This is a genomic window from Tateyamaria sp. 7Alg 36, from assembly GCF_059882455.1.
In genome coordinates, this window is record NZ_CM187613.1 from 569,643 (window position 1) to 585,498 (window position 15,856).

The 15,856-nt window shown below is 59.9% G+C and carries 11 protein-coding genes; 1 reads left to right on the top strand and 10 read right to left on the bottom strand.

Annotated features, from left to right (window positions below; translation table 11 throughout):
• The 3 genes from mmsB to chvE form a co-directional block, all read right to left on the bottom strand.
• Positions 1-1,227: a multiple monosaccharide ABC transporter permease gene (gene mmsB / locus AC6GQJ_RS02775; RefSeq protein ID WP_500771549.1), complete on the bottom strand. Its 1,227-nt coding sequence runs from the start codon at positions 1,225-1,227 to the stop codon at positions 1-3.
• 11 nt (positions 1,228-1,238) lie between these two features.
• A complete protein-coding gene (gene mmsA / locus AC6GQJ_RS02780) occupies positions 1,239-2,759 on the bottom strand; it encodes a multiple monosaccharide ABC transporter ATP-binding protein (protein ID WP_500771551.1) in 1,521 nt (506 codons plus the stop codon).
• Between the two features lie 66 nt (positions 2,760-2,825).
• Complete coding sequence (gene chvE / locus AC6GQJ_RS02785; protein ID WP_500771553.1) at positions 2,826-3,878, bottom strand: multiple monosaccharide ABC transporter substrate-binding protein; 1,053 nt, start codon at positions 3,876-3,878, stop codon at positions 2,826-2,828.
• A 153-nt stretch (positions 3,879-4,031) separates the two neighbouring features.
• Here chvE and AC6GQJ_RS02790 point away from each other — a divergent pair, with 153 nt between their 5' ends.
• Complete coding sequence (locus AC6GQJ_RS02790; RefSeq protein ID WP_500771555.1) at positions 4,032-4,949, top strand: LysR family transcriptional regulator; 918 nt, start codon at positions 4,032-4,034, stop codon at positions 4,947-4,949.
• Between the two features lie 36 nt (positions 4,950-4,985).
• Here the strand turns inward: AC6GQJ_RS02790 and AC6GQJ_RS02795 are convergent, their stop codons facing one another.
• The 7 genes from AC6GQJ_RS02795 to AC6GQJ_RS02825 form a co-directional block, all read right to left on the bottom strand.
• Entirely contained in the window at positions 4,986-5,513 is a 528-nt protein-coding gene (locus AC6GQJ_RS02795) for a TRAP transporter small permease (RefSeq protein ID WP_500771557.1), read from the bottom strand.
• A gap of 56 nt (positions 5,514-5,569) precedes the next feature.
• On the bottom strand, positions 5,570-6,544 hold the full coding sequence (locus AC6GQJ_RS02800) for a TRAP transporter substrate-binding protein (protein ID WP_500771559.1): 975 nt from the start codon (positions 6,542-6,544) through the stop codon (positions 5,570-5,572).
• Between the two features lie 24 nt (positions 6,545-6,568).
• Complete coding sequence (locus AC6GQJ_RS02805; protein WP_500771561.1) at positions 6,569-7,852, bottom strand: TRAP transporter large permease; 1,284 nt, start codon at positions 7,850-7,852, stop codon at positions 6,569-6,571.
• Between the two features lies 1 nt (position 7,853).
• Positions 7,854-9,383 carry an amidase gene (locus tag AC6GQJ_RS02810; RefSeq protein WP_500771563.1) on the bottom strand — a complete coding sequence of 510 codons (1,530 nt, stop codon included), beginning with the start codon at positions 9,381-9,383 and terminating at the stop codon, positions 7,854-7,856.
• Positions 9,384-9,497: 114 nt separating this feature from the next.
• Positions 9,498-10,421 carry a LysR substrate-binding domain-containing protein gene (locus tag AC6GQJ_RS02815; RefSeq protein ID WP_500771565.1) on the bottom strand — a complete coding sequence of 308 codons (924 nt, stop codon included), beginning with the start codon at positions 10,419-10,421 and terminating at the stop codon, positions 9,498-9,500.
• Between the two features lie 206 nt (positions 10,422-10,627).
• Positions 10,628-13,408 (bottom strand): hypothetical protein, encoded by a 2,781-nt coding sequence (locus AC6GQJ_RS02820; RefSeq protein ID WP_500771567.1) that lies wholly within the window; start codon positions 13,406-13,408, stop codon positions 10,628-10,630.
• Positions 13,401-15,833: a hypothetical protein gene (locus tag AC6GQJ_RS02825; protein ID WP_500771569.1), complete on the bottom strand. Its 2,433-nt coding sequence runs from the start codon at positions 15,831-15,833 to the stop codon at positions 13,401-13,403. The genes AC6GQJ_RS02820 and AC6GQJ_RS02825 overlap by 8 nt, the downstream gene beginning before the upstream one ends.
• Between the last annotated feature and the right edge of the window lie 23 nt (positions 15,834-15,856).

The following is a 15,856-nucleotide window of genomic DNA, read 5'->3' on the forward strand; positions in this document are numbered from 1 at the left end:
TCAGGCCTGCTTTGATTTGTTGTAGACGTCAAAGATCACCGCCGCGAGCAGCACGAGCCCCTTGATGACCTGCTGGTAGTCGATGCCGATGCCAAGGATAGACATGCCGTTGTTCAGCACCCCCATCAGAAACGCGCCGACAACCGCGCCGACAATGCGCCCGACCCCGCCCGACATGGACGCGCCGCCGATGAACACGGCCGCAATCACGTCGAGTTCCAGCGCGAAACCCGCCTTGGGCGTGGCCGAGTTCAACCGCGCGGCAAAGACCATGCCCGCCGCTGCCGCCAGCACGCCCATATTGGCAAAGGCAAGGAAGGTCAGGCGTTCGGTCTTGACGCCAGACAGTTTGGCCGCCTTTTCGTTGCCGCCAAGCGCATAGATGCGCCGCCCCGTCACAGTGCGTTCGGTGAAAAAGGCATAGATCACCGTCAGCACGCCCATGGTCAGCAGCACATTAGGCAGGCCACGGAAGGTCGACAGTTTGTAAAAGATAAAGATCAGCGCCAGCGAGGTGATCCCGACACGGGCATAAAAGAATGCGCTTGGCTCAAGCTCCATCCCGTAGGCGCGGTTCTGCGCGCGCGCCTTGAGGCCCATCCACGTGATGAGGAATGCGGCGATGATACCTGTCATCAGGCACAGCATGTTGATCCGCTTGACACCCAGCAGACCGGCGGCAGCATCGGCCATCCCTTTGGGGAACAGGTCGGGCACAAAGCCGTTGGCGATCATCTGGAATTCACGCGGGAACGGACCCAAAGACTGCCCTTCGAGCAGCCATAGGGACAGGCCGCGAAACACCAGCATCCCCGCCAGCGTGACAATGAAGGACGGGATTTTCCAATAGGCGATCCAGTAGCCTTGCGCCGCCCCGATCAGCCCGCCCGAAATCAGGCAGGTGACAATGGTGACACCAGTGGACTGGTCGTATTCCACGATCATCACCGCCGCCAAAGCGCCGACAAAGCCCATGACCGACCCGACAGACAGGTCGATATGACCTGCCACGATGACGATCAGCATCCCCAACGCCATGATGATGATATAGCTGTTCTGCAACAGAAGGTTGGTCACGTTCACTGGCTTCAGAAGCGTGCCGTTCGTCACCAGTTGAAAGAAGATCATGATGGCGATCAGGGCGAACAACAGCCCGTATTCGCGCATGTGACGCATCAGATATTCCGCGATGCCCAGCTTGGTCGGGGCGTGGTCAGTCTTGTCCATGTCGGGGTCTCCTATTCGGTCACGATGAGCGACATGATTTGCTCTTGGCTGGCGTCTTCTGCGGTCAGTTCACCGACAAAAGCGCCCTCATTCATGACGTAGATGCGATCACACATGCCCAACAGCTCGGGCATCTCGGACGAGATCATCACCACGCCTTTTCCTTGCGCGGACAGTTCGTTGATGATCCCGTAGATTTCGAATTTCGCGCCCACGTCGATGCCGCGGGTCGGCTCGTCAAGGATCAGAACCTCGGGGCCGGCGAACAGCCATTTGGACAGCACGACCTTTTGCTGATTGCCGCCCGACAGGTTCATCACCCGTTGGAACACGCTTGGGGTGCGGATATTCAGCGCCTTGCGATAGCGTTCGGCCACTTGGGTTTCGCGCGCCTCGTTCAGGATTGCGTTGCGCGACACTTCGGGCAGGTTCGACAGGGTGATATTACGCTGGATCGTTTCATCCAGCACCAGCCCAAGCGATTTGCGGTCCTCGGTGACATAGGCCAGCCCTGCGCCAATCGCCTTGCTGACGGTGCTGACGTCGGCAGGCTTGCCCTTCACCTCGACCGTGCCCGATATGTTGCGCCCGTAGGACTGGCCAAAAATGCTCATCGCAAGCTCGGTGCGCCCTGCCCCCATCAGACCGGCGATGCCGACAACTTCGCCCGCGCGCACGGTCAGGTTCACGTCCTTGATGATCTGGCGTTCGGGCTGGACGGGGTGCCAGACGTCCCAGTTCTTGACCTCCATCAGCATGTCGCCAGCCACGCGGGGCCGTTCGGGATAGCGGTCGGCCATGTCGCGGCCCACCATATCGCGCACGATGCGGTCTTCGGTGATCTCATCCTTGGCGGCGTCCATTACTGACACGGTGGACCCGTCGCGGATCACCGTGACCGTGTCGGCCACGCGGCGCACTTCGTTCAGTTTGTGGCTGATGATGATCTGCGTGACGCCTTGGCTTTTCAACTCAAGCATCAAATCCAACAGCGCCTGACTGTCGCTTTCGGACAGGGCGGCGGTCGGTTCGTCCAAAATCAGCAGGCGGACTTCCTTGGACAATGCCTTGGCGATCTCGACCAGTTGTTGCTTGCCCACGCCCAGCTTGTCACAGATCGCGCTTGGCGGTTCGGACAGGCCGACCTTGCGCAGCAATGCCTCGGTGCGCTGGTTAGTGTCGCGCCAGTCGATGATGCCGCCCTTGCTGCGTTCGTTGCCCAGAAACAGGTTCTCGGCAATCGACAGCAACGGCACCAGCGCCAGTTCCTGATGGATGATGATGATGCCACGCTCCTCGGATTCCGAGATGTCGTGGAACTCGGCCAACGCGCCATCGTAATGGATTTCACCGTCATAGCTGCCTGCGGGATAGACGCCGGACAGAACCTTCATGAGGGTGGATTTACCGGCGCCATTCTCGCCGCAGATGGCGTGGATTTCGCCTTTTTTGACGGCCAGATTGACCGTGTCGAGCGCCTTTACACCAGGGAATTCCTTGGTGATCGCGCGCATTTCGAGTAACGCGTCCATGACCCTGCCTCTATGATCATTCGGGTCCGCCCGCCCAACGGCGGACAGACCCAGGGAAGAAACCGGTTACTGGACTTCGTCCATCGAGTAGTAGCCGGAGCCGATGATCACGTCCTCCCAGTTGGACATGTCGACCGACACAGGCTCCAACAGATAGCTTGGGATCACCTTGACGCCGTTGTCATAGGTTTCTGTGTCGTTGATCTCGGGCTCGCCCCCGTCCAGCAGCGCATCCACCATACCAACAGTCACACGGGCCAGTTCGCGCGTGTCCTTGAAGACGGTGGAATACTGTTCACCGGCAAGCATCGACTTGATCGAACGCAGTTCGGCATCCTGACCGGACACAATCGGCATCGGCTGGTCGCCGGAGCCATATCCCACACCTTTGAGCGAGGAGATGATGCCGATGGACAGACCGTCATAGGGCGACAGAACGCCGTGGACAGTTTCGTCGGTGTAATGCGCGGACAAGAGGTTATCCATGCGCGCCTGTGCCACCGCACCGTCCCACCGCAAGGTGCCGACGGTTTCCATGCCCATCTGGCCCGATACGATGTTGACTGTGCCGTCTTCGATCAGCGGGTCCAGCACGGACATCGCGCCGTTATAGAAGAAATAGGCGTTGTTATCGTCAGGCGAGCCGCCGAACAGTTCGACGTTGTAAGGACCATCGCCAAAGCGTTCCTTAAGGCCGTTCACCAGCGATGTGGCCTGTTGCACACCGACTTTGAAGTTGTCGAAGGTGGCGTAGTAATCGACATGTTCGCTGTCACGGATCAGGCGGTCATAGGCGATGACGCGGATATCGGCGAAATGGGCGTTTTCCAGCGCGTTCGACAGGGTCGTGCCGTCGATGGCCGCGATCACCAGAACATCGACACCGTTGGTGATCATGTTCTCGATCTGGGCCAACTGGTTGGGAATATCGTCTTCGGCATATTGCAGGATCGTATCGTATCCGGCGGCCTCGAACTGTTCGACCATGGATTCCCCGTCAGAGATCCAACGGGCAGATGACTTGGTTGGCATGGCAATGCCAACGGTGCCTTCAGCAAAAGCGGCAGCGGACACAAGTGCGCTCGCCGCTGCTGTCATAAGCAGACGCGTAAGTTTCATGTTTTCCTCCCAGAATGCGCGTCCTCATTGCAGATGTGTCGCGCGTTGTCTTGATGCGAGCACGAGGCTCACGCCTTGCATAGCTTGGGACCGCATGACAGTATAATACCAATATACACAAACCACATATCAAAACTGTTATACTGATAGCCCATGCATTTCGCCCGCCGCCTCAAGCATATCCACCTTCGGCTGGTCACGCAGATTGCGCGGTCGGGCAAGTTGCAGGTGGCCGCCGACAGTATCGCGCTGTCCCAACCTGCTGCCTCGCGGATGCTGTCAGAGATTGAAAAGCTGGTGGGCGCGGCACTGTTCACGCGCTTGCCCAAGGGGATGGAGCCGACGCCGGTTGGCGAGGCGGTGATCGCCCATGCGCGCCAGTTGTTGCAGGGGTTTGAAAAGCTGGAAACCGATGTCATCAACATCGCCAGTGGCCGCGCCGGATCCGTGCGCATCGGCACCGTCACCGGCCCTGCCGTGGGCCTTGTGGTGCCTGTGGTGCGCGCCATGCGCCAGCACGCGCCGAATGTGGAGTTCACGATCGAGGTCGCGCCCTCGGCCACGTTGATGAACGGGCTGGATGAGGGGCTGTTCGACTTTGTCGTGGCGCGCCCGCATCTCGCCTTTGACAGCCAGATGTACCACATCCATCCAGCCCGTAACGAGGTGGTGTCGATGCTGGTCTACCGCGATCACCCGATGGCCAACCGCACCGGCATCCGCCTGCGGGAGTTGCGCGAATATGAGTGGATCATTCAGGATCACGGCACCCCGATCCGCGCCGCGGTCGAAACCGCGTTCCTAGCCAATCAGGTCGAGTTGCCCGCACAGATCACCAACACGTCCTCGCTGCTTGTGGCCTTGGCGCTGCTTGAGAATTCGACCGCCATCGCCTCGCAATCCCATGAGGTAGTGGAACTGCTCGCCGACTCCGCGCTGGATATGAACGTGGTGCGGCTGGACGTGGTGGAAGAGGTGCTCGTCTCGCCTTTCTTTGTCATCACCCGCGCGGATCGTGACCTGTCGCCCGTAGCGGACCACGTCATTCAGGAAACGTTTCGCAAAATGTGACGGCGCACAAGGGCGGTCAGCGCTGCGCCCGATGGGTCAGTCAAGCTGCGTTGCAACCTCTTCAATGCCCTCGTCCCCTGCCCAACGGGCGAACAGGTGGATCAGGATGATGATCATCGACAGCGGCACCGCCACGGAAATCCAGACCATCGGAATGCCCAGCGTGTCAGCCGTCAGGCCGGACTGTCGCGCAAGGTAGCCTTTGGCGAAACCGCCGCGCAGGCCCACGAAACAGAAATAGATCACCGGCAGGATAAAGGTCAGCACCGCAGAACTTTGCAACGCTTTGGCGACGATGGCCCAGAACGGCGGCTGCGGGGGAAAAACGCTTTGCATCAGCACCGCATCCGACTGGGTCTTGAATGACAGGGTCGCGCCCAAAAGTCCGGTCCACACCATCGCATAGCGCGCGACATCCTCGGTCCAGACAGGGGGCGAGGAAAACACATAGCGCGCGATGATCTGCACAACCACCGTCACGAACATCAGGCACACCGCAAAAACAGCCACACGGCGCATCAGCGTGTGCAGGCGGTCACTGGTGGTGAGGATGAGATGGCGCATCTGGGCTCTCCGGTTGGGGGTATGACGGGCCACCCTTTGGCGGCCCGCCTGATGGGTTAGCGGTTCTCGTCAGAGAGTTTCTTCCACAGTGCGGTGTCTTCGGCGGACATCAAGTCCGACTCGTACACCGACAGGGACGCCTCGCGGAAGACGGCGCGTTCCTCGTCTGTCAGACGCTGAACAGTCACGCCCTTTTCTTCCAACGCGGCCAGACCATTTTCAGACGCCTCGGCCAGCCACGCGCGGGTTGCAGCATCAGCGGTTTCCACGGCCGCATCCACGGTGGCGCGGTCTTCGTCGGACAGGCCGTCATACCAGCTTTTGGACACGATCACCGCCCGCAGGGGCCAGATCACGTCGGCTGTGGCAAAGTTCTTCACAAAGTCGGTCTGGCCGAACATCACCGGAATGAAGGGCGAGTTCAGATAGCCGTCGATCACGCCGGTTTGCAGACCTGCGGGCACTTCGCTCCATGGAACGATCGTGCCGCTGGACCCCCATGCCTGATACATGGCGATCTGCGCGTCATCGAGGGCGCGCATCCGCAGATCGGACATATCGGCGGGCGAACGCACCGCTTGGGTTGTCGTAATCACGCCGGACGCGGGCCCGAGGGGCGCGAGGGCGAGGAGCATCGTGTCCTGCTTGGCCAGATTTTCATTCAGGCGGTTAAAGACATCGCCTGCTTCCAATGTGCGGTCCATATGGCCGATATCGGCAAAGATATAAGGCAAGCGCACGCCGTAGATGAACGGATCAACCTGCGCCACCGCGCGCACGTCCGACAGCGATACTTCCAGCAGGCCGGTGGACAGCTGGTCGAATTTTTCGGCCTCGTTGCCGACGGAACCGCGTGGCATTTCACGAACTTCCATGCCCGCCTCTTTCAGCGCGTTGCCGAATGCGTAAGCCCAGTTATAGGAGCCGGAAGTTTCCAGATCGGGCTTGCTGTCCAGCGCGATCTTTACCTCGGCCGATGCGGTTGTGGCCATTGCCACCAGTGCCGCGAAGGTAAGTGCCTTGAGTTTCATGGGTCGTCCTCCCTGACGTTATGGTTAGTTTACAGAAAATCCGAACAGTTGCGGCAAAGTCAGGCTGAGCGAGGGCCAATAGACCAGCGCCAGCAATAGCAGCACTTGAACGACGATAAAGGGCAGCGAGGCATAAGCCAGCCGCCAGTAGTTGAGGTTGGTCAGCGCCGACACCACCACAAGGCACTTGCCCAAAGGTGGGGTGATCAGGCCGATACACAGGTTGAAACACAGCACGATGCCCAGCTGGATCGGGCTGATGCCCTGCTCCATCGCTTGTGGGGCAAACAGCGGGATCAGCAGCGTCAGCGCCACGGGCGTGTCCATGAACATCCCCGCGATCAGGAAAATCGCCACAAGGAAGAACAGGTATTTTGTGCCCGTCAGACCAAAGGAATCCACCCAACCGGCCAGCGCTTGGGACCAGCCAAGCTGCCCCGCGAGGTAGCCGAGCACCGAAATCGCCGCCAGAATGATAAAGATCGTACCGGTCATCTTGGCCGTCGCCTCGACCGCGTCAAAGATCATGCGCCAGCTAAGCCCTTTGTAGAACTGCCCAGCAATCAGCGCAAAGAACACGGCGATGGCCGACCCTTCGGTCGGGGTGGCAAGGCCGAACACCAGCGATCCGAGGATCACAACCGGCAGGCACAGCGCAGGTGCCGCGTTCAGCAGGCTGGGCCAAAAGCGTGGCAGGTCGTCGGACGCACCACCGGGATGGCCCTTGATATGCGCCACCACCGCGTTCAGCGCCAGCAGTGCAAGGGCCAGCAACAGGCCCGGAACGACGCCTGCAATGAACAGTGCCGCCACCGACGCGCCCGTCAGGCCGCCATAGATGATCATAATGATCGACGGCGGGATGATCGGCCCGATCATCGACGACGCGGCAGTGATCGCGCCCGCGTAATAGGGATCATAGCCGCGTGCCTTCATCTCGGGAACAAAGGTGCGCGACAGCGCCGCGCTGTCGGCGATGGCCGAGCCGGAAATGCCCGCGAAGAACACGCTGGTCAGGATGTTTACATGGCCCAAGCCCCCGCGGAACCGGCCCACGATGGACATGGCAAAGTCGATCAGGCTGCGGGTGACACCGGCGCGGCTCATGATCTCGGCCGTGAGGATGAACAGCGGCATCGCCATAAAGGCAAAGCTGTCGAGTTGCGCAAAGATACGCTGTGGCAGGATCGACAGGAACTGCGATTTGTCCACCGCGACAAAGGTCACGACCGACACCGCCCCCATCATGTAGGCAAATGCCGTGCCACTGATCAGCAGCAGCACAAAGACAATTGGAATGAACCACATGTTACACCGCCGTGCGCAGCGCGCGCGTTTGAGTGGGGGACGTGGCCGCCGCATCCGGCGGATGGGTCACGATAGAGCGTAGATCGATTTGCGAAGGCGCCAGTGTCTCTGTATCGGCCAGCGGGCGTGCGGTTTCGGCATTGCCTGCGAACAGCGTCTCGACCGCTTTGGCGGCGGCCAGCAAGCCGTCGTCGCCACGCACCGGCCCCAGCATTTGCAGACCGAAAGGCATGCCGTTTGCATCGCGCCCCGAAGGCAGCGTGATTGCCGGACCGCCGGTCAGCGACCCGCGATAGCACAGGGCGAGCCAGCGATAGTAGATATCCATCTCTTGCCCGTCGATCTGTTCGGGGTGGGATTGCGTCCACGCAAAGGCGGATACCGGCGCTGTGGGCAGGACGATGACGTCGAACTCTTCCATCAGCGCGTTGAACCGCCGCAGAATGCGGGTTTGTTCCGCATGGGCCCAGCCGCGATCCGCCAGCGACATGGTCTGACCAAGGGCCACGTTCTCGCGGATATGCGCGCCAAAGCTGTCGGGGTCTTCGCTGACGCCATCGGCAAAGGCGACGCCGAAACTTTCGGCGCGCAGCACGTCAAAACAACCATCCATATCCCCAAGGGACAGGTCCACGGGGCGGCATTCTTTTACATGGGGACGCAGTGACTCCAGACGCGCGCGGAAGGTTTCGCGGATGCTTGCCTCGACCGGTGCGCCGCCGAAATCCTCGCTATACCCAACGCGCAGATCGGCCAGATCGACGGCAGGCAGATTGCGAAAGCGGTCGGGCGCGGACGGAATAGACAGCGGATCGTCGGGGTGATGGCTTTGACAGACGCCCAGCATCAGGGTCAGGTCGTCCATGGTGCGCGCCATCGGACCCAGCACCGAAATCCCCGACCAGCCGATGGGCCGTGTGGGGTGCGCGATCACATCCACCGACGGGCGGTAGCCGACAATCCCGCACAGCGCGGCGGGCATGCGCAGCGACCCGCCCGTATCGGACCCCGTGCACAGCGGCAACATATTGGCCGCCAGCGCCGCAGCCGACCCGCCCGAAGAACCACCGGCCACCAGATCGGCGTTGAACGGATTACCCGTGGCGCCCCAGACCGGATTGCGGCTGTTGCCGCCTGCGCCCATTTCAGGAACGTTTGTCTTGGCCAGAATGATCGCCCCTGCTGCGCGCAATTGTGCCACCATGGGTAGATCGTCCTCGGGCACAAAGCCACGGGCGCGAATGCTGCCATGGGTGGTCAACAGTCCTTTGGTGTTCTGCAAGTCCTTGACACCAATGGGCAATCCGTCAAGCGGCCCGCATGGCGCACCAGCGGCATAGCGGTCGGTCGCGGCCTGTGCCGCAGCCTTGGCACCATCGACATCCATGGCGGTCAGGGCGTTGATCTTGGGATTGGCGCGCGCGATCTGCGCAAGACAGGCGTCCAGATAGGCGCTTGGCGTCAGTGTTTTATCCGCAAAGGCGGCCAGCACCTCGCAAGCGGATAGCGCGCACAGATGAGTGTCGTTCAAGATCGATTACCGCATGACAAAGAGAAGCAGAAAAACACAAAAGCCCTCCCAAACCGTGTGTCTGGTTAACGTAAGGTATCGTTCTGGCGAAGAATATTGAAAAACACGTGGGATTCATGAACCAAATGGAATGGTTTTGATGTCTTCCGTGGTTTGCTGCAAGCATTTGAGGAACTGCGCCAGCGTCGCATTCTGTGCGATCTGGTCACTGCGCCAAAAGCAGCGCGCCTCGGACAGAAGGTCTTGGGTGTCCAGCGGCAGCACGACGATATCCCCGCGCCCCGCCTGTGCTTGGGCAAGACGCTGGGGCATCAGCCCCAACGCTGGCATCACGCGCAACAGTTCAAGGTTCAGCGCTTGGGACAGCGACGCGATCGTGTTCTTGGGCGGCGACAGCCCGTTGGCTGCGAACAGCGCATCCACCGCCTGTCGCGCGACCGAATTCGACTGCGGGAAGATCCACGGATATTCCACCACATCCGCCCAATCCACCGCCGCGCCCTGCGCCAGCGGATGGTTACGCCCCGCCACCACCACAACGGGTTCGGAAAACAAGGCCATCTGGTCGATCCCCGCAAGTTCCTGCGGCTGCCAGATACGCGCGATCACCAGATCCAGCGCGCCCGACTCAAGCTGTGGCAACAGCCCGACAAAATGCCCTTCGGAGACGGCGACATTGGCCTGCGGCGTGCTGCGTTTGAACAGGGCAATCGTGCCAGGCAGCAAGGTCGGCGCGACCGAACTGACCACGCCCACGGCGACAGAACCGGACACGCCTGCGGTCATCGCCTCGATATCAAAGGCGGCGCGGTCAAGCTGCCCGAGGGCCTGACGCGCATGTTCGGCCAGACGCGTACCAATCGGTGTCAGATACAAGCGGTTACGATCCCGCGTCACCACGGGCACGCCTACGATCTTTTCCAGCTCTGCGATCTGTTTGGAGACCGCAGGCTGCGTCACGCCAAGCGCCTCGGACACCCGCGCCACCAGCTTGAGGTCCGCCAACGCCACCAGCGCCCGCAAGTGGCGCAGCGTCATGCTTTGTTGAAAACCCTTACGCAAAATTTGCGCGCCCTCCGCTATCTGCCCTTGGCGTTCCTGTTGCCCATAGTTTGGCACAAGTTCTGCGGGACAGACACCGGATTGTTGCACGCAACTGCGCGACGTCAGCGCCTGATACGCCGCATAGGGTGGGACGCGCCCTGCCCTATGCGGCGTTCGGTTTCATTGGCGCGGAGACCGACCTAGGCCGGCAGCCATTCCTCACGTTCCCACGCGCCATCGAACTGGTCGCGCGCGATACAGGCCTTGGCTTCCATCGCTTCGGCATAGGTCTTGAAACTCGCATGCGGCGCGCCGTCGGTGCCCATGGGTTTCACCCGCCCAAAGGCCTGCATACAGGTGGTCGCCGCATCCGTTGCGCGCGCATAAACGGCGGGTTCGGGATCCTGCATCGGGGTCTCTTCGGGCGCATCATAATCCGGCTCTTCGCCCTCCTTGCCGCCCTCTTCCCACTCGGCCTTGGCGGCGCGATAAGCCTTGCGCGCCTCTTCAACCGCTTTCTGGTTGGCCACCACCGCATCGGCATTGGCCTTGGTCACTTTCAGTATTTCCTCGGCAAAAGCCTCGGCCGCGGTTTCATAGCCCCCAAGCGCACCTGACAGGCCCGATGTGTCTAGTTCGGCCAGATCGGCCTCTTTCACCGCAGCCTGATAGAACTTCAGGAAGTTGCGGAAAGTGAACTCGATATCACCCGGATGCCATTTATCCGTCACCGGCACCGCGCGCAGCAGGACCGGATCGTCGGCATAGATCATTTCGAGGTATTCAACGACCTTGCCCACATTGGTTTCGGGCTGTGCCAAAGTGCGCGCATTCAGGCCGCAGCGCCGCATCGCTTCTTGGGCGATGGGGTTGCCATCCTCGACCGCGCCCCATGCCATCGCGTATTTCGACAGGGTCGGGTTGGACCGCATCGTCTGGCGAATGGCCTTGCGCGATTTCGGATTTTCGAGCGCCTTTTTATACTCGCGCCACGCCTTTTCCATCTGCGCGACCTCGACCACCTTGGCCGAAACCTCAAGAACGCTTTCCGCCAGATCGGCACCGGCAGAGATGGCATAGCCGACCGGTGCGGCCTCTCCGGCCAGCTTTGTCGCTTCGCCTGCGACTTTGACCGCTTGGATACCCACCTTGATGTTGGCGATGATCAGCTGCTTTTTCTGTAGGCCAAGCCGGTTCATCATCGCGTCCATCTGCGCGGTGCGGGCCTTTTTCGCGTCGCCCACATTGTCCATCCAGATGACAAGCTGTTCGGCGTGTTTGACCGCCTCACCGATAGAGAAGACAAGCTGCGTTACCGCCGCGACCAGCCCCATGCCCGGCACAAGTTCGGCCACAAACCCGGGGCCGCCGGTGACGATCTTTTGCGCAAGGGCAAAGACCATTTCATCGCGCTTATAAACGGCGACGATCTTTTCCAGACTGTCCACGCGGCGACGTTCGGCGCGGTCCAGTTCCTCGTCATCATCGTCGGGATCGGCAAACCCGTATTCCAACGCTTCGGCAAAGGCGCGGTCTTCCTGCCGCATGAACTCTTCAAAGTTCTCTTCCTGAAGCTTGGCATGGGCCTGCTTCATCTCTTCGAGCTTTTCCTTGTCGATATTGCCCGACACTTTTTTCTGCTGCTGGGCAAGTTTGACCACATCGTCGAGCGCCTGACCGCCCTCTTCCATATTGCCGAGGATTTCGCCCGCGGCTTCGGAATTGGGCGCCGTGATCGTGGCGTTCATCGCGCTTGCGCCGCTGATCAGGATCACCAAGGCGCCGGTGGGATCGTCCTTGAACGTCTTGGCTGCCTCTTTGGCCTTGGGAAGCGAGCGGATGCCTTGGGCAATGATATTGCCGATCTCGGCTACCTGATCGTCGCCCAGCCCGCCAAGGCTGCTGCCGATCGCATCGCCAAGGGCGTTCAGCCCTTCGTCGATACGTCCTTCGGCGAACAGCTTGCCCGCTTTGGACGATTTGATTGCTCCTGTCACAAGGCCTTGGGTCAGCTTGGCGGTTTCCTCGTCCAGCGTCGCGCCAAGGATTTCGCCGACAACGCCGTTGATCGCTTCGGCAACCGCGAACCCGTCCTGTTCCTTCAGCGCGCCTTTGACGATGCCCGCGGTCGAGGTCATGGCGATCTCGACCCAACCGATGACTTCGGCGGCTTCTTTCGCGCCTGAAATCACGTCCTTGTTTTCCGTGAGCGTGGCGATGGACCCCGCAAAGGACGCGGCCGATCCCGCCACCTTAAGCAGCCCCGAGCCAATCGCCATCGCATCATCGAAATGCTGCAAGAACTGGCCGTAATCGCCCAATTCCTTGGAATATTCCTGCAAGCGTTCCTCATAAAGCGCGTTGGCCTCGTCGAACTGGCGCTTCACTTCGGAATATTTGTCGGGGATGAAACTTTCCGGCAGCAGACCTTCGCGCTGCATCGGGTTCCACAGGTCTTCGGCCATGCGCCGTTGCGCCAGTTTGAGGTCCGCCTCGTAGGTTTCCATCGCCGCCTTGTATTCTTTGCGCTGTTGCGGCGTCGACGGTTCGGTCGGCATCTCGGGCTCGGGCGGTTCGGCGTAATAGGGGTTCTTCTTCAACTCGTTCTGAAGGGTCAGGATCTTTTCATAGTTCTGACGCAGGATTTGCAGATCCTGTTCATTGATGGCTTTGACATCGGGCCCTTCGGTCCATGTGTCAAAATCCTTCATCGGGTCATGGTCCGGATCGGAAAGCGCCATCATCTTGGGCTTGCCCACCAGACTACGCAGCGCCCCTTCGACCTTGTTCGTCTTCATCTGGACGCTGATCTGGTCAAAAGCGTTGCGGATATTGTCGCCGTCCACCGCCAGTTGATCCTGTATCAGCTTCTGGCCCTCGGCCTGCTGTTCGGCCAGTTTGATGGCGTTGTCCGCTTGGGCGATGACGCCGGTAAGGTTGGTCAGCCAACCCTTCTGCTTTGGGGAAAGAACATCAGACACCGCGCTGTACCTCCAGATCGATTTGATTGAGCGCCCGATAAGGCGGTGACGCAAACCCCTGAACGTCGAACGGATTTTCGACGCAGGCTTTCATCAGCGGATTGTTGGTGATCCGTTCACGGTTGAGGCGCACCATGTTCAGTGCCACCTCGCGGCTGCGCAGGCGGTCGGTTTCCCCCGCATTGTCGTCGCCCAGCACCTTGGCGGGCTTGTCAAAAGCGTTCACGTCAAAGGTGCCGATCAGCTTGCCCAGTTGCGTGTCCAGCTTGGCCACACCTGCCAGAAGGTCGGCTTTGGATGTGTCGGTATCCTCCAGCTTGCCCAGATATTCGTTCCTGATCCTATTGATCAGCGTCTGTTGATTGGCGGTCAGGCGCGAAACAGCCTCTTTCCACGTGGCCCCCATTGATCCCAGCGATCCACGGTCGATCTTGGGCGGGTCTTTCAAGATGTTCTGCATGCGCTGCTGATAGGCGCGATAGCGTTTTTCGGTGGTCGCACTGTCGATGCCCCGTTTGCTGGCATCCTTTGTTTTCGAGGCTTTCTTGACCTCGGAGATAAAGGACGACACCTGCTTCATCAGCTGTTCGTAATCGTCCTTGTGCGACTTGGCAGTTTTAGAGGCCTTGTACTGCGCCTTGGACACTTCCTTCCAACCGGCAATCGACTGGTGCAGTCCGACGAGGTTCTGGATTTCGGTGTCTTTGGAGGCGACGATCTCGTCATTCTCGTCCGACAGTTCCTTGAGCGCCTGAATGGACTCGGTCTGGCTGCCTTTCAGCCGGTCGAGCATCTTGAGGATGGCCACCTGCGCATTGCCGATCTTGGCTTCGGTCGGGGCCTGCCAACTGACGGCTTCCTTGGTCAGGAACATCTCGGCATCGTCGAGTTCTTTTTTCATCGCGCCGTCATAGCCGTCGAATTTCTTGCCCTGCGCCTCGACCTGCTTTTTCAGCTCTGCTTCGATCTCTGTCAGCATCTTGCGCGCTTCGGTGATGCGCCGCTTCTGGCTTTCGATCCAGACATGCTGGTCCGCTTCGCGCTTTTCCTCCTCGCCGCAGCGCACCACAAGGGCGATCGCCTCGGATCGTGCCGAGGCGGGGCGTTTGGTGGGCCATTCCTGTTCAAAGGTCGCAATTTCGGAATCCAGCGCCGCCCACGCATTGACGCGCACGGTGCCTTTCTTGCCATGGCGCTCGCCAACGATCTTCTTCGCGTCGGCAATCGCTTTTTTGACCTCGGTATTCAGCAGGCCCATGCTGCCGAGGTCATTGGCAATGTTTTCCGCGTCCTCGATCATTTTCTCAATCGCGGGCAGCGCGTTGACGTTCTTGCCCGCGTTCAGCGCGTCCTGAGCCGACCGGGCGACAAAGGCAAATTCCTCGCCCTGTTCCGGCATCGCCTCTTTGGCGTGTTTGTCGCGGAAAGCCGCAACCGTTTTCCACATCGCCTCAAGCCGCTTTTCCAGTTCGGCCTTCTTGGTGTTGTAGGCACCTGTGGCGTCGATGCGCGCGCCCTTGATGTCGTTGAACAGGGTGTCGCAATCCTTTTGCAGCCCGTCCAGATCGCCATGTTCGGGATGGGCCAGCTTGCGCAATTCCTCGGCCCGTTTGGCCAATGCGGGTGCGGCGGGCGATCCCCAGTTCTGGATCAGGTCAAGCTGGTCGGACATGGAGTCGATATCGTCAATGATACGCTCGGCCTTGATGACGTTTTCGATGTGCTGCTTGATGATCTCTTCGTTACCGGCAAAGGCGGCGAGTTCCTTGCGCAGATCGTCGTCGGTCTGGCGGATGTTCTTGACCACATCGTCGATGATGCTTTTGGCCACATCCAGCGTGGTGTCACCGGACGCGGCTGCCGTCGGCAGCGGGTTGATTGTGCCGACCGCGTTGGACACGGCCTGACCCATTTTAAGGGCAAGTTTCGGTTCGGGGATGGTCAGGCTGGTGTCACCGGCGAGCTTGCGGATATTGCCGACAACCTCGTCCACCTTGCTGTTGAATTTGCTGGAGATATCATAGATTTCGCCCAAGCCTTTGTTCACGAAAAACCGCACCTGACCGGGCAAGGTGAACTTCTTGGCGTTCGCTTCCTCAAGCTTCATGTGCTCTTGCAGATCAAGGGTGATGACCTGCAGCGTCTTGATCGCTTGGGCAAGATTGTCGGCGGTGCTGCCTTTGCCCTTGATGCTTTCGTCGGCCTTGTAGGTCCGGTTCGCAAACGCCTCGCGCATCGTGTCATTCGCATGCAGGGTCGCTATCTTTTTGCCAAGGACGTCGCGTTCGCGGCTATAGGTTTTGAACAGGGCTTCACGCGCTGCGTTCTTTTTCTTTTTGTTGAAGCCTATCCCGCTTTTCAGAACAAACTTCGTCAGAAAATCCTCTTGCAACGGTGACAGCACCGTTTCACTTCCATCCGGCATAATAAATATCCCCTAAGGTAAAT

Bases quoted from the DNA above. Each gene is read 5' to 3' on its own strand.
- AC6GQJ_RS02815 (WP_500771565.1), bottom strand. From the start codon at position 10,421: ATGACGCTGCGCCACTTGCGGGCGCTGGTGGCGTTGGCGGACCTCAAG.
- AC6GQJ_RS02805 (WP_500771561.1), bottom strand. From the start codon at position 7,852: ATGTGGTTCATTCCAATTGTCTTTGTGCTGCTGCTGATCAGTGGCACG.
- chvE (WP_500771553.1), bottom strand. From the start codon at position 3,878: ATGAAACTTACGCGTCTGCTTATGACAGCAGCGGCGAGCGCACTTGTG.
- mmsA (WP_500771551.1), bottom strand. From the start codon at position 2,759: ATGGACGCGTTACTCGAAATGCGCGCGATCACCAAGGAATTCCCTGGT.
- mmsB (WP_500771549.1), bottom strand. From the start codon at position 1,227: ATGGACAAGACTGACCACGCCCCGACCAAGCTGGGCATCGCGGAATAT.
- AC6GQJ_RS02800 (WP_500771559.1), bottom strand. From the start codon at position 6,544: ATGAAACTCAAGGCACTTACCTTCGCGGCACTGGTGGCAATGGCCACA.
- AC6GQJ_RS02790 (WP_500771555.1), top strand. From the start codon at position 4,032: ATGCATTTCGCCCGCCGCCTCAAGCATATCCACCTTCGGCTGGTCACG.
- AC6GQJ_RS02825 (WP_500771569.1), bottom strand. From the start codon at position 15,833: ATGCCGGATGGAAGTGAAACGGTGCTGTCACCGTTGCAAGAGGATTTT.
- AC6GQJ_RS02795 (WP_500771557.1), bottom strand. From the start codon at position 5,513: ATGCGCCATCTCATCCTCACCACCAGTGACCGCCTGCACACGCTGATG.